Origin of the sequence: Azospirillum aestuarii, from assembly GCF_016632405.1 — a bacterium.
GTDB classification, from domain to species: domain Bacteria; phylum Pseudomonadota; class Alphaproteobacteria; order Azospirillales; family Azospirillaceae; genus Azospirillum; species Azospirillum aestuarii.
The window spans coordinates 1-21,748 of sequence record NZ_JAEPIV010000022.1; the positions used below are offsets into that span (position 1 = coordinate 1).

The following is a 21,748-nucleotide window of genomic DNA, read 5'->3' on the forward strand; positions in this document are numbered from 1 at the left end:
ACGTGCCGAAGATCAAGGGCAACCACACCGCGATGAAGTCGGGCATGCTGGCGGCCGAGGCGGTATTCGAGCTGCTCTCCGCCGAGGCTCCGGCCCGCGAGGCGACGGCCTATCCGGAGAAGCTGAAGGCCTCCTGGGTGTGGTCGGAGCTGCACGCGGTGCGCAACATCCGCCCCGGCTTCCAGAAGGGTCTGTGGGCGGGTCTGGCGAACGCGGCCTACGAGACGGCGACCAAGGGCAAGTCGCCGTGGACGCTGCACCACCGGCACGGCGACCACGAGACGCTGAAGCGGGCGTCGGAGATGCCGAAGATCGCCTATCCCAAGCCGGATGGCGTGGTGTCCTTCGACCGGCTGTCGTCGGTGTATCTGTCGAACACCAACCACGAGGAGGACCAGCCGGCGCACCTGACGCTGAAGGACGCGTCGGTGCCGATCGCGGTCAATCTGGCACTCTACGACGCGCCGGAGACGCGCTACTGCCCGGCGGGCGTGTACGAGATCGTGCGGGCGGAGGACGGCAGCGACCCGCGCCTGCAGATCAACGCGCAGAACTGCGTGCACTGCAAGACCTGCGACATCAAGGACCCCACCCAGAACATCAACTGGGTCGTCCCCGAGGGCGGCGGAGGCCCGAACTATCCCGGTGGGATGTAAACCCGAACAGCAGCAGAACACACCAGGGGGGAAACACGATGCAGATCAACGGTCAGGCCGCCATCGTCACCGGTGGCGCCTCCGGCATGGGTGCGGAAACCGCGCGCCATCTGGCGAAGCTCGGCGCCAAGGTCACCGTGCTCGACATGAACGAGGCGGCGGTCAAGCAGGTGGCCGAGGAGATCGGCGGGCTGGGCCTGCTGTGCGATGTGTCGAGCGCCGAGTCGGCGGAAAAGGCCGTGGCCGAGGCCCGCGCCGCCCATGGCCCGGCCCGCATCGCGATCAACTGCGCGGGCGTCGCTCCGGCCAAGCGCATCGTCGGGCGCGACGGCCCGATGGCGCTGGACGACTTCCGCAAGGTAATCGAGGTCAACCTGATCGGCACCTTCAACATGCTGCGCCTCGCCGCCGCGGATATGGGCACGCTCGACCCGCTGGAGTCGGGGGAGCGCGGCGTGATCGTCAACACCGCCTCCGTCGCCGCCTATGAGGGGCAGATCGGGCAGGCCGCCTACGCCTCGTCGAAGGGCGGCATCGTCGCTCTGACCATCTGCGCCGCCCGCGATCTGGCGCGCAGCGGCGTGCGCGTCATGACCATCGCCCCGGGCCTGATCGGCACGCCGATGCTGCTGAACATGCCGCAGGAGGTCCAGGACAGCCTCGCCGCCACGGTGCCCTTCCCGAAGCGCTTCGGCCAGCCCTCCGAATACGCCCGACTCGTGCAGCACATTCTGGAAAACGAAATGTTGAACGGCGAGGTGATCCGGCTGGACGGCGCCATCCGCATGGCGCCGCAGTAACGCGTTATCGATAGGGCTGGATCGGCCTCAATCGTCCCAGATCGGCAGGGTTCCGAGCTGCGCGTTCGACAGCGCCGTTGTCAGGCTGCGCCCGTCGTCGCGCAGTTGGTCCAGCCCGACGATGACCTCCTTGTCGCCGATCCCCACGCCATGCTCGACGTCCACCACAACGGCGACCGGTTGCCCGGAGGCGTCCATCAGCACCTCCTCAACCTCGCCGACCTTCGTCCCGTCCGGTCCCATGACATCCATATCGTCCAGTTGCCCGACCGTCCGCTTGAGGGACGGCACCATGACGTTGTCGTCCTTCACCTCCCGATAGGCGTTGGCGGGGTTGGCGATGGCGGCGCTCTGCTGAGCGAGCGATGGCCCTGCCGCGACCATGACAAGGGTAACCGCCGTTGCGGAAATGAGCTTTCTCATCGCGTTGCTCTCCTGCTGCTGACCGTGCAACAACATGGGGCCGCGAGCACGGTTCCACCCGATGCACCGGTCCACATCGTTCGATTGTGCAGGAACCGACGTCGATGCTCCGATTCGCTACGACCGTGCTGCTGCTGGCCTTGTCCGGCTTTGGGGTTCAGGCTGCGCAGGGCGGAACCGTGACGGCCGAAGCCAAGACGGAAGCCCGCAGGATGGAGCGTTTCGATCTACGCGCCGACCGGACGGGCCTGGATTACCGGGTCTTTCTCGTCCGCCCCGCCGAACCGCCGCCACCGGGCGGCTATCCGGTCATCTACCTCCTGGACGGCAACGCGACCGTGCCGATGATGGAGAGTGTCATCGGCACAGAACCGCCGGATTCGTACGGTTCCGCGGTGATCGTCGGAATCGGTTATCCGACCGATGGGCCGTTCGATATCCCTCGCCGCTACCGCGACCTCACTCCTCCGACCCCGCCGGAGTTGATTCCGCCGTCGCGGGACGGCGCCTCCGTCATTGAAACCGGTGGACGCGACGATTTCCTGGCCTTCGTCGAGACGCAGGTGATCCCGTCGGTCGAAGCGCGCCTGCCCATCGACCGGCACCGCCGGACCCTGTTCGGCCACTCGCTGGGCGGGCTGTTCTCCCTCTACGTACTCTACACCCGAGGGGACCTGTTCCAGACCTATGTCGCCGCCGACCCGGCGATCTGGTGGAGTGGGCAGGCCATCCTGAAGGAACAGGCGGCGTTCCTCGACCGCACGGCGCGCACGGGCGTGGCGCCCGGCACGGCGCTGCTGATCGAGACATCCGGCCGTCTGGTGGAACGCCCGTTGCCCGCGGCCGACGCCGAGCGGCTGAAGCGCCTGCGGTCCGGTCAGACGGGTAGGGAGGTCGCGGCCACCCTCGCGACGGTTCCGGGTTTGCGGCTGGCTTTCCGTGATTTCGCCGAGGAAAGCCATGGTTCGATGCTGCCGTTGGCCGTGGCTGACGCCCTGCGTTTCGCCTTCGGGCGGAATCCGGACTGACAGGGCGCGGGTGCGACCATCGGAGACACGGGGAGCACCTTTCGGAATCGCCAAGGCTCCCCACATGTGAACAGACGTCCGCAAGACGCGGACGGTCAGAGTGGGGAGCGGATTCCTTGACCGTGCAGTCGATCTTCATGCCCGAGGCCATCTACCGGTACATGCTCGACGCTTCCCTGCGCGAGACCACCATCCAGGCAAAGCTGCGCGCCGAAACGGCCAAACTGACCGAGGCCCACTATCAGATCGCGCCTGAAGAAGGCCAGCTTCTGGCTTTCCTGGTCGAAATGATCGGCGCACGCCGGACCTTGGATATCGGCACGTTCACCGGATACAGCGCGCTGACGGTGGCGCAGGCTTTGCCGGACGATGGGCGCATCATCAGTTTCGACATCAACGAGCAGTGGACCTCCCAGGCCCGCGCGATCTGGTCCGAGGCCGGAGTCGCGGGCAAGATCGACCTGCGCATCGGGCCGGCGCTCGACAATCTGGACAAGCTCATCGCAGACGGCGGCGGCGAGTCGTTCGATTTCGCCTTCATCGACGCCGACAAGGAAAACTACGATGCCTATTACGAGCGTTGCCTCACCCTCGTGAGGCGCGGTGGCCTGATCGTGGTGGACAACACTTTGTGGCGTGGACGAGTCGCCGATCCCAGCGATCGCAGGCACAAGACCGAAGCCATCCGTGCTTTCAATGCCGCCCGTCTGGAGGACGAGAGGGTGGCCCTGTGCATGCTGCCCGTGGGCGACGGCGTGACCCTCCTGCGGCGGCGCTGACGAGGAGCACGCAAGTCGGCCCTGTGGAGCGGGAAGCAGAAGCACCAAGCCGGTGGCCGAAGTCTTCTGGATGGTTGAGATCCTGGCCGGCGCACAAATCCCATAAGGTACATTATGGAAAATATACCAGGGAAATCCGTGACAACCGTCCTTCAACGTCGATCCTTATGGAGACGTGATAAATTTTGCTCTATCTCATAAGAGGTATCGCCCACACCTGATCTCACCGCGGCGATGTTGATGGTCGATCGCATATGATTTCAGGTCCGGGCTTCTCCACTTCGCACATGTTCGGCCCCGCCACGGCGTGGAGGCGGTCCCGTTTTCGGCTCGTCGCTGCGGGCATGCTGGCATCCACGGTATGCGGCGTGGCCGCGAGCCCAGTCCAGGCGGCGGACTCGCCGCATCTGGCAACCGTCACCACGCTGCGGAAGGATGCGGAAGCGCATCCGGCCAAGATGCTGCAATTCGGCGTCTACCGGACGGAGGCCGACGCTTGGGTTGCCTGGAAGGCGGTCGTCCGGCGCCAGCCCGATATGGTTGCCGATCTCGTTCCCCGCGTCTCCCTGCAGAAGCCTGAGATTCCCGACTCCGGCTTTGTCCTGCGGGCCGCTCCCCTGCCCGACCTCGACCCCACCTTCGTCTGCCGCCGAATCGTCGGTGGCGGCGGCAGTTGCCTTGTGGTGGATGCCGCCGCTGAACAGCCGACGGCCGCGACGCCCGCCGCCACTTTGGAGGACAACGACCACAACGGCGTCGTCACCTACAGCCCGGACCAGAGCCGGGAAATGCAGGAGATCGAGCGGCAGGCCGCCCGCCTGTCGCGGATCGCCGCCATCGTGCCCGGCAATGAAGCGCGGGTGGACATCGGGGCGCTGAAGGCCAGCCGCTGGAACCTCTGCTCCCTGACCTTCGACGATGGGCCACACCCGGCGGTGACCCCGCGCATCCTCGACATCCTGCGCAGCGAAGGGGTCCGGGCGACCTTCTTCCCCATCGGCAATGTCGCTGTCCGCCACCCGCGAATCATCAAGCGGATTGTCCAGGAAGGGCACGAAGTCGGCAATCACAGCCTGACCCACCCGAACATGCGCACCCTGACCACAGAGGCCCAACGCGCGCAGATCGCGGAAACGAACCGCATCCTGGCCGCGGCGGGTGCCGACCCGGTGCTGTTCCGCCCGCCCGCCGGCCGCTGGAACAGCGACACGCTGACGGCCGTCGATCAGGAGAAAATGAGCCCGGCGCTGTGGAACGTCGACACGCGCGACTGGTTCACCCGCGATGCCGGCAAGATCATGGCGCAGCTTGAAGCCACCGGCACCATCGGCAGCGTCGTCCTGATGCACACCACCTACAACGCGACGGCGGAGGCGCTTCCCCGCGCCATCGGCCTTCTGCGCACCCGCGGTTGCCGTTTCGTCACCTTGTCGGAATGGATCACCAGTCTGAACAGTCTGGCTACGCCGCGGATCGCGCAGCGCTGACGCTGCGGCGGACAAGGCCGGCGGTCATCCCCGCCGCCCCTTTCCCAAAGCGCGGGAAAGGGGCGATTCGGGGCAGAGGTCCGATCAGGCGACGTTCTTGGCGCGACCGCGGCGGGCCGGCTTGACCGGCGCGGCGGCCTTCTTGCCGAGACCGATCGACTTCGCGAAGGCGGAGCGCTGCTCCGCATAGTTCGGGGCGGTCATCGGATAGTCCGCGGGCAGACCCCACTTCCGGCGGTATTCGTCCGGCGTCATTCCATAAGCCGTGCGCAAATAGCGCTTCAGCATCTTCAGCTTCTTGCCGTCCTCAAGGCAAACGATGTAGTCCGGCATCACCGACTTCTTCACCGGCACGGCAGGGCGCAGTTCAACCGCTTCCGGTTCCGCCGGACGGCTCGTGCCCGACAGACTTTGGTGGACGATCCGGATGAGGTTAGGAAGATCATTCACCGCGATCTGGTTCGAGCGGACATAAGACGCAACGATCTTACCCGTCATGGCAACCAGATCGGTGGCCGAATTCTCAGAACCGTCGGTGTCGCTGCTTTGCATGTCAGTTTCCTTCGAGAACGAATGATCCAGGACGGAGGATGGGCAAAGTGATGCGCAAAGCGCAAGCCTGTGCATCAGGTTTAACATGCAAATGTGTAATGTGTTTCATGCAGGACACGCGGACGGGCGGGCCAGTCGAATGGAAATAGTAGCCTTCGATGATGAAATCGCCGCCCGTTCAGGTGGCGGAACGCGCGCGCTTTATCAGGTCGGCGTACCAGCGGGCAGAGGCTTTCGGCGTGCGTTTCTGCGATTCGAAGTCGACGTGGATGATGCCGAAACGGTTGCCGTAACCGCTTCCCCACTCGAAATTATCCAGAAGCGACCAGACGAAGTAACCGCGCACGTCCGCTCCGCCGCGAATCGCCTCGTGCATTGAGGCGTTATAGAGTCGCAGATAGTTGATTCGGTGCTGATCGTCAACAACGCCCGATTCGTCCGGCGAATCGCTGCCGCCGCAACCGTTTTCCGTAATGACGATGGGCATGCGGTAGCGGCGGGTGATCTCCAGCAGCTCGTCGCGGAAGGCGTCGGGGAAAACCGCCCATCCGACACCGTATGTCGGCGAATCGGATGGGGCTTCACCCCAGCCATAGCCCCAGGTGGTGTCCGGGTTCACGCGGGCGAAGATCGGGCCATAGTGATTCAGTCCGAACCAGTCCATGGGCCGGCAGATCCGCGCCATGTCGCCGGCCTGGACGTAAGGCTCGATGGCGCGCGCAACCCGCGGCGGGTAATGGCCGAGAAGCTGCGGGTCGCAGAAGGTCAGATTCCAATGCTCGTCCAGCAGGGCGGCGGCCTCCGCGTTCTCCGCCTTGCCGCCCTCCGGCAGCACCCGCTGGCGATTGTGCACCGCACCGATGGAAGCACCGGGCACCAGGGCGCGGATCACGTCCACCCCCGCGCCGTGGGCAAGGTTCACATGATGGATGGCCCGCAAATGCTGGTCCCGATCGGTGATGCCGGGAGCCGCCCAGGGGATGGCGTAGCCGAACAGGGTGAAGACGGAGAACTCGTTGAAGGTGATCCAGCGCGTCACCCGGTCGCCGTAACGCCGCGCCAGCAGGATCGTGTAGTCGGCGTACCAGCCGGCGCAATCCCGGTTCGCCCAGCCGCCGCGATCCTGCAGCGCCTGCGGCAGGTCCCAGTGATAGACGCACAGCCAGGGCTCGATCCCCGCCTCCAGCACCGAGTCGATCAGCCGGTCGTAGAAGTCCAGCCCGGCCTCGTTGACCGCCCCGCGCCCGCGCGGCAGGACGCGCGGCCAGGAGATCGAGAATCGGTAGGCGCCGACCCCGATGTCCCGCATCAGGGCCACGTCCTCGGCGTAGCGGTGGTAGTGGTCGCAGGCGACGTCGCCGGTGTCGCCGTTCACCACACCACCCGCCGTGCGGCAGCGCGTGTCCCAGATGCTGGGTCCACGCCCGTCGGCCGCCGCGGCGCCCTCGATCTGATAGGCGGAGGTGGAGACGCCCCAAACAAAGTCCTTCGGCAGGTCCGCCATCGCCGTCTCCATCCTCAGCATTCGCCCATATCCATACTACCTTTGGCGGAATGGTGAAGAAACAGGCATAATGACGAGCGAACGGTTCGACGGAGCGCTGTCCCTTGGAACATAAGGCTGTGGAACGGCGGGCGATGTCCCTTCTCACCTCCGATTTTCCTGAAGGATTCCTCTGGGGAACCTCGACCTCCGCCTTTCAGGTCGAAGGGGCCGCGGCGGAGGACGGGCGGGCGCCGAGCATCTGGGACAGCTTCTGCCGGTTGAAGGGCCGGGTGGACAATGGCGACACCGGCGACGTCGCCTGCGACCACTATCACCGTTACGCCGAGGACGTGGCCCTGATGCGGGACATCGGGGTCGGCGCCTACCGATTCTCGATCTCCTGGCCGCGCGTCCTGCCGCGCGGGCGCGGGGTGGTCAACGAGGCCGGGCTGGACTTCTACGACCGGCTGATCGACCGCCTTCTGGAGACGGGGATCGAGCCCTGGGCCTGCCTCTACCATTGGGACCTGCCGCAGGCGTTGCAGGATCGCGGCGGCTGGGCCAACCGGGACAGCGCCGGCTGGTACGCCGACTACGCCGTCCTCTGCGCCCGCCGGTTCGGCGACCGGGTGACGCGCTGGGCGACCTTCAACGAGTTCTCCGTCTTCACCCTGTTCGGCTACGCGCTCGGCTGGGGCGCCCCCAGCGTGTCCGACCGCGGGGAGCATCTGAAGGTCATCCACCACACCAACCTCGCCCATGGGGCCGGCGTGGACGTGCTGCGCGCTCTGGTGCCGGGCGCCTCCATCGGGGCGGTGCACAGTTTCCAGCCCTGCCGCCCCGCCGGCCCGGCGCCCGAAAACGTCGAGGCGGCGGCCCTGTTCGACGAGTTGTGGAACCTGTGCTTTCCCGACGCGCAGATTTTGGGCCGCTACCCGCCGCGCGTCGCCCACGCCATCGAACCCTACGTCCAGGCGGGCGACATGGCGCGGATCTGCCGACCCATGGACTGGTTCGGCATGAACCACTACGCGCCCCTCTTCGCCCAGGCCGAGCCGGGCGCCGTCTGGGGTTGCGGGTTCGGTGCCCCACCCGAGGGCATGCCGCGCACCGACATCGGCTGGCCGCTCCAGCCCAGCGCCTTCCACGAGGCGTTGATGCACGCCGCCGCGCGCTACCGCCTGCCGATCTACGTGACGGAGAACGGCTACGGCACCAAGGCGCCGGAGTCCCCGGACGCTCAGGGGATCGTGATGGACCGGGAGCGGCTGGACTATCTGCAGGCTTGCATCGGCGAGCTGGGCCGGGCGCTGAAGGACGGGGCCGACGTGCGCGGCTATTTCGTGTGGTCGCTGCTCGACAACTTCGAATGGGGGGGCGGCTACGGCACGCGGTTCGGCATCGTCCATGTGGATTTCGAGACGCAGGTGCGGACGCCGAAGGAATCCGCGAAATGGTATTCGGCGCTGATCGGCGGCGCGCTGGGGCAAGGCTCCTGACCCAGCCATGACTGACCCGGCCATGACCGATCCGATCGCCCAGCTTCGGCAGGCCGCCGCGCTGCATCAGGCCGGGCGGCTGGCAGAGGCCGAGCCGCTCTACGCCGCGGCGCTTGCCACCCTGCCCGGCCACCCCGACGCCCTGCACCTCTACGGTGTGCTCTGCGCGCAGACGGGACGCAACGCCCGTGCGGTGGAGTTGATCGGCGCGGCCATCACCCGGAAGGCCGATTCCGGCGCCTACCACGCCAACCTCGCCCGAGCCCTACGCGCCGAGGGGCGGCTGGCGGAAGCGGCCGCCAGCCTGCGCCGCGCCATCGCGCTCCACCCCAGCGCCGACGCCTTCTTCAGCATCGGCAACATCCTCAGACAGATGGGTCACACGCGGGAGGCGCTGGCACGCTTCCGCTGCGCCCTGATCCTCCGCCCCGAGGCGGTGGAGGCTCGGATGAACGCCGCAGAAGCCCAGGAGGCGCTCGGCCGGCGCGACGATGCCCTATGCCAGCTTCGCACCGCGCTGGCCTGCGCGCCCGCCGCCCCTGCCCTGCTCTTCAACCTCGCCCGCACGGAGCAGGCGGCGGGCCACGCCGACGCCGCCGTCCGCGGCTATCGCCGGACCCTGCGCACCGCGATCGAGGGCGAGGACACCGCCATCAACCTGGGCGCCGCACTGCTGGAGGCCGGGCGTCCGGCAGAGGCGGTGGACGTGCTGCGTCGCTGCGCCGCTCTGGTGCCCGATCGGCCCGACCGGCTGCTGGCCCTAGCAACCGCGCTGCGGCAGGTCGGGGACGTGGACGGCTGTCTGGCGTTTTTCCACCGCCTGAAGGCGCTGACCCCGACCGACCCTACCCCCTGGCAGCGGAGCGCGGAGGTTCAGGAAGCGGAGGGACGGCTGGACGCCTGCACCGCCACGCTGCAGGAAGTGGCGCGGCTCAGCCGGGAGGGGCGGTTTCATTGGAAAACGGCTTATTACCACTTGGTCCGCATCGGGAACCTCCTGATCGGGGAGGGGCGGCTGGACCGGGTGGCCACCCTGCTCCCGCCTGCGGTCGCCGCCTTCCGCGGTGTGGACGCCGAACTTCACGCCTGGGCGTTGTTCCTTCAAGGGTCATTGGCCGTCCGGTTGGGCGACGCGGCGGCGGCGCAGGACGCCTTCCGGCGCGCGGAACCCCACATCCCCTTCCTCGCCCACATCCCGACCGGCAATGGCTTCGCCCGCCGGGTCGAGGCGCTGCCGCCTGCCGCGGACGCAGAATCGGAAGCCGCCTTCGTGCTGGAGACGCTGGCGCCACCGGAAAACGGACCGGTTGTCGTCGCCTCCTGCGACAGCGGCTATCTGGAACGGTTCGGGCCGCTGTTCCTCGCCAGCCTGGATCGTTTTTCATCCCCCGGTCAGGCCGCGCATCTCCACATCCTCGACCCTCGACCGGATACAGCGGCGCGCGTCGCCGCACTGGAGAGGCGGCTGCGCCACGTCCGGCTCGGCTGGAGCCACGAGACCTCCCCCGCCGGGCTGACGCCGCAGGCACGGACCACCTTCTACACCTTCGCCCGTTTCCTGCGCGTGCCACGCTTGGCGCGGCTGTATCGGGCGCCGTTGCTGGTGGCGGACATCGACGCCTGCCTGCTGTCCGATCCGGCGGGCTTCCTCGCACCGTTGTCGGCGGCCAACCCGCTGGCGCTCCAGTATTTCCCGGACAATCTGGCGCGGTTGTACGACGGTGTGGGCGGCGGGCTGATGGTGCTTCGCCCGGACCCCGCCGTCATCGCCTTGTTCGATCGTATCCGCCGCTTCCTCGTTTCCTGGATCGCGGAACGGCGGCTGCACTATTTTCTGGACCAGATTGCGCTGACGGCGGGAACAGACGACGCGGTCCGCCGTGGCGACGGACCGTCCATCCTGCCCATCCCTGCGGACGGCCGCCTGTTCCGCTGCGGCGACGGTCTGTTCGTGCAGATCCTGACGGAAAAGGATCAGCCCGGCTTCGCCGCCTCCATCGCCACCCTGCTCGACCGACTGGAACGCATCGAGCCGGCCCCGGACCCAGGGTTGGACCGCGGGCTGATCCTGAAGGCCATCGGGGTCACGGTCTGACGCCCCCTACTCCGCCACCGCCGCCACCCTCCGGTCCCCGCAGGGCTCCTCGCGCATGCGCACCGTGTCATCGCATCGCTCCAGCACCAGCTTGCGGCGGTGGTGCGCTTCCAGGCCGGGGTGGCTTCCGATGGTGATCAGGGTGGCGTCGGGGACTTCGCTGTCGATCAGGCGCAGCATCGCCTCCTCGGTGCGCGGGTCGAGGCTGTCGGTGGCGTCCTCAAGGAAGATCCAGTCCGGGCGGCGGATCAGCAGGCGGGCGAAGCCCAGCAATTGCTGCTCCGACACCGCCAGAACCTCGTCCCAACTGTCGGACTCGTCCAGCCGCGCCCGCAGATGGCCGAGGCCGACCCGCTCCAGCGCCTCCGCCGCCGCGGCATCGCCCACCGTCTCCGCCCCCAGGGGGTAGCTGAGAGCGGCGCGCAGCGTGTCGTGCGGCAGGTAGGGACGCTCGGCCATGAAGAAGACACGGGTGAGCGAAGGCAGGACGATGCTTCCCCCACCCCAGGGCCAGACCCGCGCCACCGCCCGGAACAGCCGGACCGCCGCCGCCGGGTCGCCGACGATCAGCACGCGCTCGCCGGGACGGATCTCCAGGTCGAAGGGTTCCACCACACGCCGACCGTCCGGCTCGGCGATGGACAGCCCGCGGAAGCTCAGGCAGTGCTCGCCGTCGCTGCGCTCCACGGTGATGCGCTCCGTCCCCTGGCCGTCGATCTCGCGGTCCAGGCGCTGGAGCGCCTCATGCAGGCCCAGCACGCGCTCCACCGACGCCTTCCACTCCGCCGCGCGGGCGAGGTTGTCGATGGGCCAGGACAGGGCGCCCACCGTCTGCTGGAAGGCCTGCGCCGTCTGCATCAGCACGCCGAGCGAGATGGCTCCGGCGATGTAGCTGGGCGAGGCGACCAGGATCGGGAAGACGGCGGACAGCACCGAGTAGGCGGCGCTGAAGATCATCATATTCGACAGCGCGTGCGTCTGGCCGTTCCAGCCCCGCTGCACCCCGCCGAACAGCACGCCCAGCCGTTCGCGCTCTCCCGATTCGCCGTGCAGGAGCGCGACGTCCTGCGCGTTCTCCCGCACACGGGCGAGGCCGAAACGGAAGGACGCCTCGTGCCCCTGCCGGCGGTTCACCGCCCTCACCAGCGGCTTTCCCATCAGCAGGGCGATGCTCGTCCCGACGGCCGCGTAGACCAGCGCGATGTAGAGCAGATAGCCCGGCACATGGACCGTGTTCCCGGCCAGCGTCACCTCCGGCGACCCGGACAGCCGCCACAGGATGTTGGTGAAGCTGATCAGCAGAAGCGCGCAGTAGGACAGCGACAGTGCGAGATCGATCGCCGCCTCGGTCGCGATGCGGATGTCCTCGGCGATGCGTCCGTCCGGGTTGTCGTGGTCGCCGGGCAGATAGGTCACCTGATGCTGCCGGCCGCGCGTCAGCCAGTCGCCCAGAAGCTTCTGCGTCAGCCATGTGCGCCAGCCCAGTTGCAGGCGGCGCTTCACCCGCAGATGCAGGATGGTGTTGGCGATGTTGAACAGGATGATCCCGCCGGCCGCCACGATCATCAGCATGAAGCGGTCCATCGAGCGCTGCTCAAGCGCGTCGAACAGATGCTGGCTCCACAGGTTCAGCAGGATGGGGACCACCACCTGCCCGACCGTCAGAAGCCCCAACGCTCCGGCGAGGAGCCACACCGTCCAGTTCCGCCGATCTGACGACAATTCACCGGACCGCGAGTGACCGGCCCAAAAGCCACCGGCAAGGCGAAGGAAACGGCGGGTGAAGCCGGACCGGTCCGGCGTCCTGGACGCGATCGACATGGCCGTTCCACCCCCTGGGCTCGAAGCAAGACCTCCTTCACCCTAACGAACAGTTTATTACCAACAGCTTGCCCCGCAGTGCACCAAAGGATTGGTGCGCCGCCGCAAGGTCATAGCCGGTCACGGCGTAGCGGCCACCCCGTCCACCACCGGCAGCGCAGGCAGGTTCGCCCAGGCGGTGCGGGTGTCGATCTCCAACTCGAAATCGGAAAAGATGGTGCGTCCGTACAGGCCGTGGCCGCGGTCAGGGATGTCGGTGAAGAGGTGAAGCGCCATCGGCCCCGACCAGGGCGCCGACAGGGCCGCTGACAGGTCGAGCGGACGGCGCGGTTCCTCCAGCACCATCCAGCCGCTGGAGGCCAGGATGCCCTCCTCCCGCTCCGCCTCGTCCACCGTCAGCGACGGCGGTGCCACCACCAGTTTGCAGGCGATGGGGGATCGGCAGCGCGGATCATCGATCACCGCCCGCGCCCGCACCGCCACGGCGCCCGGCACCTCGTCCAGCGGAATGTGGGCCGCCGTGACGACGCCATGCAGCGGGTGGAGCAGGATTCGCCCGCCGCGCAGCAGGCCGAACCAGGGGAAGGTCGCCTCGAACTCGCGCCCCTTGCGCAATTGCGCCAGCACCGGCTGTGTCAACGGCCAGACCAGATGGTCGGGCACCGGATGCGGCGCCAGATGCGCCGCCGGACCGTATTCCAGCCCCGGCAGCCCGCCCCACAGCCGCAACGCCAGCATGGCCGGCTGCCCCACGGCGCGGGCCGGCGGCGCGACGGCGTATTCGTCGAGCAGACCGGCCTGGGCGAGCGACAGGCGCGGTGCCTCCGTCACCACCCCGATGGCGCCGACCCGCAGATCGAGAAGCCGATCCATCCGGGTGGAGGCGGCGGGCAGGCGCAGCGGCAGCCAGCCCGATCGCAGCTCGCCGAAGGGCAGCGTCCATTCCGCAATGGTTTCGCCCATCTCGACCCCGGTCAGGGCAACGGCGAGCACCCCGCTTCCCTTCGGCGCCCGGTCGAGATGCAGGTCGATTCCCGCCAGCCCCCGCGCGCCCGATGGCAGGCGCTGCACGATCTCGGCCGCCCCCGCAGGATTACGGCCATGGCGCAGCGGCACCGGCAGCGTTCCCACCGGGCGCGGCGTGGCGAAGACCAAGCGCGGCGGGCTGAGGCGCAGGGCATCCAGAAGCTCCACCGCCTCCGGCGGCAGGCGGGCGGAGCGGCCCCACTCCTCCCGCAGGGTGGACAGGGTCCGCTGAAGCCCGGCGTTGCGGCGGTGCAACCCGTCGATCTCCCCGAATGCCTGCGCCAGGAGGCCGCGAAGCAGCGTGAACACGTCGCCCGTCACCTGCGGTGGCGCGCCGTCCGGCCCGCCGGCCTCGTCCCACCAGCCAAGCAGCCGCTCCGCGTCCTGCCGCGCCGCCTCGTCGCAGGACCACAGCACACGGACGGCGGCGGGTGGGATCGCCAGCGTGCGCAACGCCTCGCCCTCCTCCGGCCCGGCATCCCCGGACAGCAGCAGATAGCCGCCGTCGTGACGGACCAGCCGCAGCAGGCGAAGGGGCACGGCGCCCGCCTCCAGCCCGGCGCAGGCGCCGACGGCGATGATCTTCGGCGTGCCGTCGTAGAGGGAGGCGAACTGGGCCGCGGGGGTGGAGAGCTTCATGATGATGACACCCTTCTCAAGCGGCCGCGGATGGTTCGGGAAGACACGAGGACAGAGTGGCGCAAGCCGCCCAATCGAGATCGGCGTCCAGCTCCGTCGCATCCTCCCAGCGCCGCAACTTGTCCGACGGAAACCCCAATCCTTGGCACAGGCGGAAGGTCAGGGCATCGAGCGGAACGACGGTCTGATAGGCGTGCTCGAAGGCGGCGCAGCCGTTGACCGCATCGGCCAGGGACGGCGCGTCCGGGGCTGCGGACGAGCCCAGCATCGCCCAGCCCGTCACGCCGAGCGCGCGCAGCCGCCCCATCAGCGGGTGCGCCGCACAGCACCGAACCGTTACGACCAGATCGAAGACCGCCAGCGTGCCGACCGCCATATCCCCCTCCACAGCGTCCAAGGGACGCAGCGGGGTGCCCAGATAGGCGTCGCGGCGGATCAGCGGGCGTTCGGGCAGCACCAGCGGCAACGGATGGGGGATGACCGACGCGAAAGCCGCCGCCGTCTCCGCCGTCAGGGACAGGCTGCCGCCGCCCAGTGCCACGAGATGCGCGTCGTAACCCTTGCGGCCCAGCCAGCGGGCCATGCGGGCGGCGGTTTCCAGCCCCCCCGCGTCGGCGGGATCGGCCACCAGCGCCGCCAGCCGCCGCTGTCCCGCGGGCGGAAGCAGCGGCAGCACCGAGGGCAGCCGATGCACCGTCCGATAGACATCCTCCGGCGTGGCGACCCCGGCGCGGTAGCGGTCGATGGGTGCCGCCGCCCATCCGCCGTTGGATGGCCGCGACCACGCCGCGGCCATCGCCTCGCGCAGCGTGGACAGGGCGGCATCGGCGCTGGCCGGCGGTTGCGCCACGCCGGACAGCGCCAGGGTAAGGTTCAGCCGAGCTTCGGCGCAGGGCTTCCAGGGCTCCCGCTCCAACAGGGGTGTGCCCGCCGGCTGGCGCCGCACAAGGTCGAGCAGGACCGTGGTGGACAGCATCGCCATCGCCGCCCCGCCGTCCGGCAGGGGGAACGGCGCGTCCACTTGCAGCCCAACGGGCGCACCGGACCAGGACAGCGCGCAGCCACCTTCCGCCGTCCGCGTCGTCACCTCGGCGCGCACGAGGGTCGCCTGGGCCGCCGCGCGCTCCAGAACCCACAAGGCGCCGCGCAGCAGGCCGTGGCGCTTCAGCAGCTCGTAAAGGCCGGAGTCCATCACCGCCAGCAGGCCGGGGCACTCCCCGTAGCCGGGCCGCTCCGGCGCGCGCAGAACGCGGCGCACGAAGTCGGCGAGCGGCACGTCCTCTTCGCCCAGCGCGGGGTCGGTGACGCAGCGGACGGTGGCGCGGTCGGGCAGATACACGGCATAGCGCCGACCGACCGCCGCCTCCGCCCGCAGCACGGCCTGGACCGCGAACAGCGCGGGGTGGCGCTTCTGGATGTGGGTCAGGATGGGGCGGTAGTCGCGCTCCGATTCGGTCAGCATGCTCTCGCCACGGCGGCGGTAGCCGAAGCCGGTGCCCGGCACATGGACGCCGTGGAAGCCGCGTTCCAGCCCCTGGAGCCAGAACTCCCAGTCCTCGCTGCCCTGGCGCATCGCCTCGTCGAAGCGGGCGCCGCTGTCCAGCAGGCGGCGCGACGCCATGCTGCCCGCCTCGCTGACGTTGCGGAACAAGTGCTCCAGCGGCGAATAGGCGCCGGACATATCGCAGAATTCGAAGAAGCCGAACTTGTCGACGTCCGGATAGGCCCAGCCGACCTCCGGCCCCGCCGCCCGCAGCGCGTCGAGCATCCGTTGCAGCAGATGAGGCCGGATGCGGTTGTCGGAATCGAGGAAATAGACCGCCTCCAGCGCCGGAAAGGCGTCCAGCGCGAAGGCGATCCCGCTGTTGCGCGCCGCGCTCAGCCCGGCGTTGCGCTTGCGCAGATGATAGAGCCGCCCCGGATGGGCCGCGGCGAACTCCCGGCACACCCGTTCCGTTTCCGGGAAGGGGCAGCCGTCGTTGACCACGACCACGGCGTAGGCGAAGTCCGTGTCCTGGGCGAGCGCGGTGGACAACGCCTCGACCAGCAGACCCGAATGCTTGTAGGTCGGCACGACGATGGCCGCGCGGACGTCTTCGGCGTCACCGGACCCTGAAGCTGAAGCGGTGTGAGTTCCAACGGAATGCATGGGCGGACGCAGTGGTGACACGCCACTGTCGATAGCACCGCTTCCGCTTGACTCCGATGTGACAATTCGGGGGCAGGAATGATCGGACCCGCACCCACCTTACGTTTGAACTCGGACAATATGGAAAAAGCCAACACTGAAGGCGTTTCAGATTACTTGTTCGCATTCCCCAAAGTCATTCGGGCCGCCCCTTCCTCAGACAGATACTTCTGCGCAAAATCCTTGGATTGGCTCGAAAGCACCTTATCAAAGGTCCCCGAGTGGAAGCCCAAATCCTTTAATTTCTGCCCGGCGGCCTGCTCTTTCGACGTTGCGAAGAATCGCTCATCGCCACCCTTGAGTGTGTAGGCTTTCATGGGCATGCCGATTCCGGCCAGTTGATCCCAGGAATTCTGCATATCCTTCAGGTCTTCGCTCAACGTGCTCAGCGCGGCAAAGCGGTCTTGGGGGCTCACCCCAGGCGCATACATGGCAGCGCGCCGGCTTTCCAACTCGGACTCCATACGATCCGAGATGGCCTTCATGCTCTGCTGGCGCGCCGCTCCGTCAGGGGTGCGCCCGGCCTCGGTGTCTTCCTTCGCGGACTGCCAGAACGCCTTCTTGCGCTCCGATTTCAGGGCGGACGACAGCGCGTCGTTGAGTTCGTCCGCCGACAGCGCCCCGCTGGAAACGAGCTTGCCCAGCGACGTCCGATCATCCGCCGACAGGTTCTTGAACAGGTCGAGCGCATCGCCCTTGAGCGCCGACGCCAGATCGCTGAGATCGACCTTGTCGTTCGTGGAGGCGACCGGTCCCGTCCCGTCCTTGGCGCCGGACTTCGCAGTGGCAGGTTTTGCCTGGACGGAGGCCGCAGCGGTGGCCTGGAACAGGGATGCCGAAACGTCGGAAATTCCCATGGCTTCCTCCGGTTATTCTGAACGCATGGCGTTTGGCACCGGACTGTCTACAACCAAGACCACGAGAAGTAAATTAATATAAAACTCTTACTTTTCTAATGATTAGATTGTGAAGTATTGATTTGTTTAAATTTTTGTCTGAAGAAAGAAAAAGCAGGCCGACGAGATCGAGCACCGCCCGGCCTGCTCTCCTCTCCATCAAATGAGATCAAGCCGCCCACTCTTCGCCATTTCGCTCAGGAAACGGTAGCTGTCCTTGGGCGTGCGAACCAGCGTGTCGTAATCGACGCGGACGATGCCGAACCGCTTCGACAGGCCGAAACCCCATTCGAAATTGTCCAGCAGGCTCCAGCACAAATAGCCCTTCACGTTGCAGCCATCGGCCAGGGCACGCCCGACCGACGCCACATGGTCGCGCAGAAAAGCCACGCGCTCCGCGTCATGCACCTGTCCGTCCGGCGTCACCACGTCGTCGTAGGCGGCGCCGTTCTCCGCGACGAAGACGGCGGGGTTGCCGTAGTCGCGCTTGAACTCCATCAGCAGATCGTAGAGCCCATCGGGCTGCACCGGCCAGGCCATGGCGGTCCAGCGGTCGCAATGGGCGTCGCCCCACCAGACGTCGAACGGATGCCCCGTCTCGTGCTTCATGGTCATGCGCGAGTAGTAGTTGATGCCCAGCAGGTCGATGGGGAAGCGGATCGCCTCCTCGTCGCCGGGCAGAACGAAATCCTTCATCCGCTCGGCCATCAGGTCGGGGATCTTGCCGCGCATCACGCCGTCCAGGGCCACCCGGTTCCACACCGCGTCCCAGCGGGCCGCCGCAGCGACGTCCTCCGGCCGGTCGCTCTCGGCCCGGCAGGGCTGGAGGTTGATGACGGTGCCGAGCGTCAGGCCGGAATGCTCCGCCGCTATGGCGCGGAGCGCCGCCCCTTGCGCCAGATTCTGGTGGTGCAGGGCGCGCAGGATGCCGGTCTCGCCCAGCTTGTGGCCGGGCGCGTGCTCTCCCGTGCCGTAGCCGTGGGTGGCGACCACGTTCGGCTCGTTCAGCATCATCCAGTCCTTCACCCGGTCGGCTAGCCGGGCGGCGACGATACGGGCGTAGTCGGCAAAGGGGCCGACGATCTCCCGACCCTGCCAACCCCCACGGCTTTCCAAGGGTTGCGGCAGGTCCCAATGGTAGAGGCAGGCCATCGGCCGGATGCCGGCGGCCAACAGCCCGTCCATCAGCCGGTCGTAGAAGTCGAGTCCCGCCGCGTTCACCGTCCCCGTCCCACTGGGCAGAATGCGCGGCCAGGCGATGGAGAAGCGGTAGGCGTTGAAGCCCGCGTCCTTCACCAGGGCGATGTCCTCCGCCCAGCGGTGATAATGGTCGCAGGCGACCGCGGCGCTGCTGCCGTCCTGGATGCGCCCGGCCTCGGTGAAGGTGTCCCACACGCAGGGGCCTCGCCCGTCCTCGTGAATCGCCCCCTCGATCTGATAGGCCGCGGTGGACGCCCCCCACAGGAAGTCCTTGGGGAAGGTGAAGAGTGCCATGGCGGAACTCCCTCGAAATGATTATGCTGCACACGCACTGTCGCGTATGCGAACACCATGTTGCGCGAGCGAACAGATCAGCGCGCTTATTCTAACCATCAGGTATAGTCTCTTCGACCTAATAAGTGTATATTTGGCGCAAGGCGGCTGCCCTGACAAATCAGCACAGCAGCATTCCCGCCGGCGGGAGGCGTCCCATGGCCATTACCACTCCCAAAACCACCAGGATCGTCTTCCTGGGCGCCGGCAGCGCGGCCTTCGGGCTGAGCATGTACCGCGACCTTCTCACCACGACGGAGCTGGCGGGCAGCACCCTGACGCTGGTGGACACGAATCCGGCGGCGCTCGACCGCATGACGGCGCTCGCCCGCCTGCTGAACGCCAAGGGCAATGCCGGCCTGATCATCGAACAGACCACCGACCGCCGCGCCGCCCTACGGGGTGCCGAATTCGTCGTCAACTCCGTCGCCATCGACCGCAACCGCCTGTGGAAACTCGATTTCGAGGTGCCGAAGAAGCATGGCATCCGCCACACGCTCGGCGAGAACGGTGGCCCCGGCGGCCTGTTCTTCACACTGCGCACCCTGCCCCTGATCTTCGACTTCGCCCGCGACATCGAGGAACTGTGCCCGGACGCGCAGTTCATCAACCTGTCCAACCCGGAAAGCCGCGTCGTTCTTGGGCTCGGCAAATACACGAAGGTCAAGACGCTGGGCCTGTGCCACGGCATCTTCCTGGCCCGCTGGTTCATCTGCCAGATCCTCGGCATGGCCGAGAAGGACGTCGAGGTCTGGGGCGCCGGGCTGAACCATTTCCAGTGGCTGATGCACATCCGCGACAAGGCGACCGGACGCGATCTCTACCCGCTGCTGCGCGAGAAGGAGAAGACCCACGATCCGGCCTTCACGCCGCTGACCCGTCGCCTGTTCAACAGCTTCGGCCTGTGGCCGACCTGCAGCGACGACCATATGGGCGAATACCTCCCCTACGGCTGGGAAGGCGGGGAGCATGGATTCGACTTCACGGAGGACGAGCGCGGACGCGGCATCCTCAACGCGCTGATGGACGGGACGATTGCCGGGACGACTCCGGTGCCGGACGACTGGACTCAACCGTCCTGGGGCGAGCGGGCCGTGCAGGTCATCACCGGGGTGCTGCACAACCAGAAGCGGTTCATCGAGTCGGGGATCGTCTACAACCAGGGCGCCATTCCCAACCTGCCGCCCGATCTGGCGGTGGAAGTGCCGCTGTTGGCCGACGCGGCGGGCGTCCACCCGGTTTCGCTCGGCCCCCTGCCCGACCCGATCGCCAAACTGCTGCACGTCCAGGCAAGCGTGCAGCAACTGTCCGTCGAGGCGGCGGTTCACGCCTCAAAGGAATTGGCGCTCCAGGCTTTGCTGATCGACCCGGTGATAAACTCCACAGACGCCGCCGTGAAGATCCTGGACGAACTGTGGGAGGCGAACCGGCCCTACATCCGCCCCTGTGTTTAGGAGCGCGCAGGGCCGGTGCGGGTCAATGGGCCGGTTCGGTGTCCGACACGGCCGGCTTGCGGCGGGTGCGCGGACCGGCCGGCTTCGCCGTTTCCGCCTTCGCGGCCTTGGCGCGGGGCGGCTTCGCCGCCTTCGTGGCTGCCGGAACCGGCTCCGCAGCCGGGGTTTCGGCCGGGGCTTCGTTCGTGGCCGCCGCTTCGGCCTTGGCCTTGCGGGCGCGCGGCTTCTTGGAGGCGACGGCCTCCTCGACCACATCGACCACGGCGTTCAGGCCGACGCCCAGCAGTTCGGTCGCCACCGTCTTGGTCCGGCGGACCGCCTTCTTCACCGCGCCCGTGGCGGCATCCTTAACGGCCGCGACCATGGCGGCCGGCTCCGCCATGGTGGTTGCGCGGTCTTCGGCTTCGATCTCGGCGCAGGCCTGCGCCCAATGGTCCTCTCCCCGTCCCTCCGGTCGCCCGTCGCGCTCCCAGATCTCATAGGCGCGGTGGCGGATGCGGTCCTCACGATCGCCTTGCATTCTTCCGTCTCCAAGTGGGCTTTGGTCCAAGTGGGCTTTGGCCGCAGAAACATCGACGCTCGAGGGAAACGGCGTCCTGTGCCCGTGGGTTCCCGTTTTAGTGCCCGGTTTATGTGACGATAAACGCACACAAAGAAAGCGTGCCTTAGTTCATAGGAAATTCATAGGCCCATTGCTTGTCCAGCCTCGACAGACAGCGGACGGTGATAGACCATGCGTCGGCTGCGCCCCACCGGCACCGGCGCTGTCAGGCTTGCGGTCCGCATAGAACCCTTCGCCGGGTTGATGCGGGCCGGCCAGCCCAATTAACTTCGGGTGAAACGTCTTGGCAAGGGGGCCGTCTGCGGCCCAGTGCCGTCACGGAAGGCAAAGAGTTCAGCGCATGTCCCTTGATCCCTTGCTTCAAGCCAACCGTATCCTGACCGAAGCCATCAGCAATTATCTCCAATCCTCCAACGAGCTTGCGGCGGCGGCGGAGCGGGCGACGGCGGCCAGCGCCGGACGCGACGCGACCACCCGGCGGTTGGCCTTCCAAGAGTTGTCGGAACGCGGGAACCAAGCGCGCTTCGCCAGGAAGCACCTGACCGACACGGTGCGGCGCCTGCGTGCCACCCTGCCGCCGGCCCAGATCGAAGCGGTGGCGGCGAAGCTCGACGGGCGCGAGAGCGCCGAGAGCGCGTTGACCCTGGTGCGCACGATCCTGACCGAGAAAGTCTGGTCGGCGGCCTGACCGCCCCACCGCCTTTCGTCTCGCTGCCTTTCGCCCCCTGAGGGTCCGGTCCGAGCGATCCCGCTTTGCGACCGGTTGGATGGCGCTCCGATTGCGGGAGAGCCATTCAACCGGTGACTGCCGTTAGCCGCTATGT

18 protein-coding genes are annotated in these 21,748 nt (G+C 67.5%); 9 read left to right on the forward strand and 9 right to left on the reverse strand.

The features are described from left to right. Together JJL56_RS25440 and JJL56_RS25445 are read left to right on the forward strand one after the other, a co-directional pair. Positions 1-656, forward strand: a 656-nt coding sequence (locus JJL56_RS25440; RefSeq protein WP_200486781.1) for an electron transfer flavoprotein-ubiquinone oxidoreductase, incomplete at its 5' end; no start/stop codon positions are given. Positions 657-694: 38 nt separating this feature from the next. Beyond that, positions 695-1,456 carry an SDR family NAD(P)-dependent oxidoreductase gene (locus JJL56_RS25445; protein WP_145627870.1) on the forward strand — a complete coding sequence of 254 codons (762 nt, stop codon included), beginning with the start codon at positions 695-697 and terminating at the stop codon, positions 1,454-1,456. 27 nt (positions 1,457-1,483) lie between these two features. Here the strand turns inward: JJL56_RS25445 and JJL56_RS25450 are convergent, their stop codons facing one another. After that, the gene (locus JJL56_RS25450; protein WP_145627868.1) at positions 1,484-1,879 is read right to left on the reverse strand and encodes a PRC-barrel domain-containing protein; all 396 of its coding nucleotides are present in this window, start codon (positions 1,877-1,879) and stop codon (positions 1,484-1,486) included. A gap of 125 nt (positions 1,880-2,004) precedes the next feature. On the opposite strand from JJL56_RS25450, the gene JJL56_RS25455 reads away from it, so the two are divergent. From JJL56_RS25455 to JJL56_RS25465, 3 genes are all read left to right on the forward strand, one after another. Further along, positions 2,005-2,907, forward strand: coding sequence for an alpha/beta hydrolase (locus tag JJL56_RS25455; protein WP_247889589.1), 903 nt, complete (start codon positions 2,005-2,007; stop codon positions 2,905-2,907). Positions 2,908-3,029: 122 nt separating this feature from the next. Further along, positions 3,030-3,686: a class I SAM-dependent methyltransferase gene (locus tag JJL56_RS25460; RefSeq protein WP_247889590.1), complete on the forward strand. Its 657-nt coding sequence runs from the start codon at positions 3,030-3,032 to the stop codon at positions 3,684-3,686. 368 nt (positions 3,687-4,054) lie between these two features. Beyond that, a complete protein-coding gene (locus JJL56_RS25465; protein WP_345772643.1) occupies positions 4,055-5,173 on the forward strand; it encodes a polysaccharide deacetylase family protein in 1,119 nt (372 codons plus the stop codon). An 84-nt stretch (positions 5,174-5,257) separates the two neighbouring features. Here JJL56_RS25465 and JJL56_RS25470 read toward each other — a convergent pair whose 3' ends face one another. Beyond that, complete coding sequence (locus JJL56_RS25470) at positions 5,258-5,725, reverse strand: Ros/MucR family transcriptional regulator (RefSeq protein ID WP_145627865.1); 468 nt, start codon at positions 5,723-5,725, stop codon at positions 5,258-5,260. Positions 5,726-5,903: 178 nt separating this feature from the next. After that, positions 5,904-7,250: a GH1 family beta-glucosidase gene (locus JJL56_RS25475; protein WP_247891249.1), complete on the reverse strand. Its 1,347-nt coding sequence runs from the start codon at positions 7,248-7,250 to the stop codon at positions 5,904-5,906. Positions 7,251-7,363: 113 nt separating this feature from the next. Here JJL56_RS25475 and JJL56_RS25480 point away from each other — a divergent pair, with 113 nt between their 5' ends. Both JJL56_RS25480 and JJL56_RS25485 read left to right on the forward strand, forming a co-directional pair. After that, the gene (locus tag JJL56_RS25480; RefSeq protein ID WP_200486782.1) at positions 7,364-8,710 is read left to right on the forward strand and encodes a GH1 family beta-glucosidase; all 1,347 of its coding nucleotides are present in this window, start codon (positions 7,364-7,366) and stop codon (positions 8,708-8,710) included. 22 nt (positions 8,711-8,732) lie between these two features. After that, positions 8,733-10,805 carry a tetratricopeptide repeat protein gene (locus tag JJL56_RS25485; protein WP_200486783.1) on the forward strand — a complete coding sequence of 691 codons (2,073 nt, stop codon included), beginning with the start codon at positions 8,733-8,735 and terminating at the stop codon, positions 10,803-10,805. A 6-nt stretch (positions 10,806-10,811) separates the two neighbouring features. On the opposite strand, the gene JJL56_RS25490 is transcribed toward JJL56_RS25485, so the two are convergent. The 5 genes from JJL56_RS25490 to JJL56_RS25510 all read right to left on the reverse strand — a co-directional run bounded on the left by JJL56_RS25490 (position 10,812) and on the right by JJL56_RS25510 (position 18,869). Next, complete coding sequence (locus JJL56_RS25490; RefSeq protein ID WP_345772644.1) at positions 10,812-12,500, reverse strand: ABC transporter ATP-binding protein/permease; 1,689 nt, start codon at positions 12,498-12,500, stop codon at positions 10,812-10,814. 246 nt (positions 12,501-12,746) lie between these two features. Further along, entirely contained in the window at positions 12,747-14,291 is a 1,545-nt protein-coding gene (locus tag JJL56_RS25495) for a DUF6212 domain-containing protein (RefSeq protein WP_200486785.1), read from the reverse strand. A 16-nt stretch (positions 14,292-14,307) separates the two neighbouring features. Continuing rightward, positions 14,308-16,365 carry a glycosyltransferase gene (locus tag JJL56_RS25500; protein WP_200486786.1) on the reverse strand — a complete coding sequence of 686 codons (2,058 nt, stop codon included), beginning with the start codon at positions 16,363-16,365 and terminating at the stop codon, positions 14,308-14,310. Positions 16,366-16,592: 227 nt separating this feature from the next. Then, positions 16,593-17,336 carry a hypothetical protein gene (locus JJL56_RS25505; RefSeq protein WP_200486787.1) on the reverse strand — a complete coding sequence of 248 codons (744 nt, stop codon included), beginning with the start codon at positions 17,334-17,336 and terminating at the stop codon, positions 16,593-16,595. Between the two features lie 198 nt (positions 17,337-17,534). Continuing rightward, positions 17,535-18,869 (reverse strand): GH1 family beta-glucosidase, encoded by a 1,335-nt coding sequence (locus JJL56_RS25510; RefSeq protein WP_200486788.1) that lies wholly within the window; start codon positions 18,867-18,869, stop codon positions 17,535-17,537. Between the two features lie 197 nt (positions 18,870-19,066). Here JJL56_RS25510 and JJL56_RS25515 point away from each other — a divergent pair, with 197 nt between their 5' ends. Next, positions 19,067-20,362, forward strand: a complete 1,296-nt coding sequence (locus tag JJL56_RS25515; RefSeq protein WP_200486789.1) for a family 4 glycosyl hydrolase — start codon at positions 19,067-19,069, stop codon at positions 20,360-20,362. 22 nt (positions 20,363-20,384) lie between these two features. On the opposite strand, the gene JJL56_RS25520 is transcribed toward JJL56_RS25515, so the two are convergent. Then, complete coding sequence (locus JJL56_RS25520; RefSeq protein WP_200486790.1) at positions 20,385-20,882, reverse strand: DUF2934 domain-containing protein; 498 nt, start codon at positions 20,880-20,882, stop codon at positions 20,385-20,387. Positions 20,883-21,264: 382 nt separating this feature from the next. Here JJL56_RS25520 and JJL56_RS25525 point away from each other — a divergent pair, with 382 nt between their 5' ends. Continuing rightward, entirely contained in the window at positions 21,265-21,612 is a 348-nt protein-coding gene (locus JJL56_RS25525) for a hypothetical protein (RefSeq protein ID WP_145627850.1), read from the forward strand. The last annotated feature ends 136 nt before the right edge of the window (positions 21,613-21,748 follow it).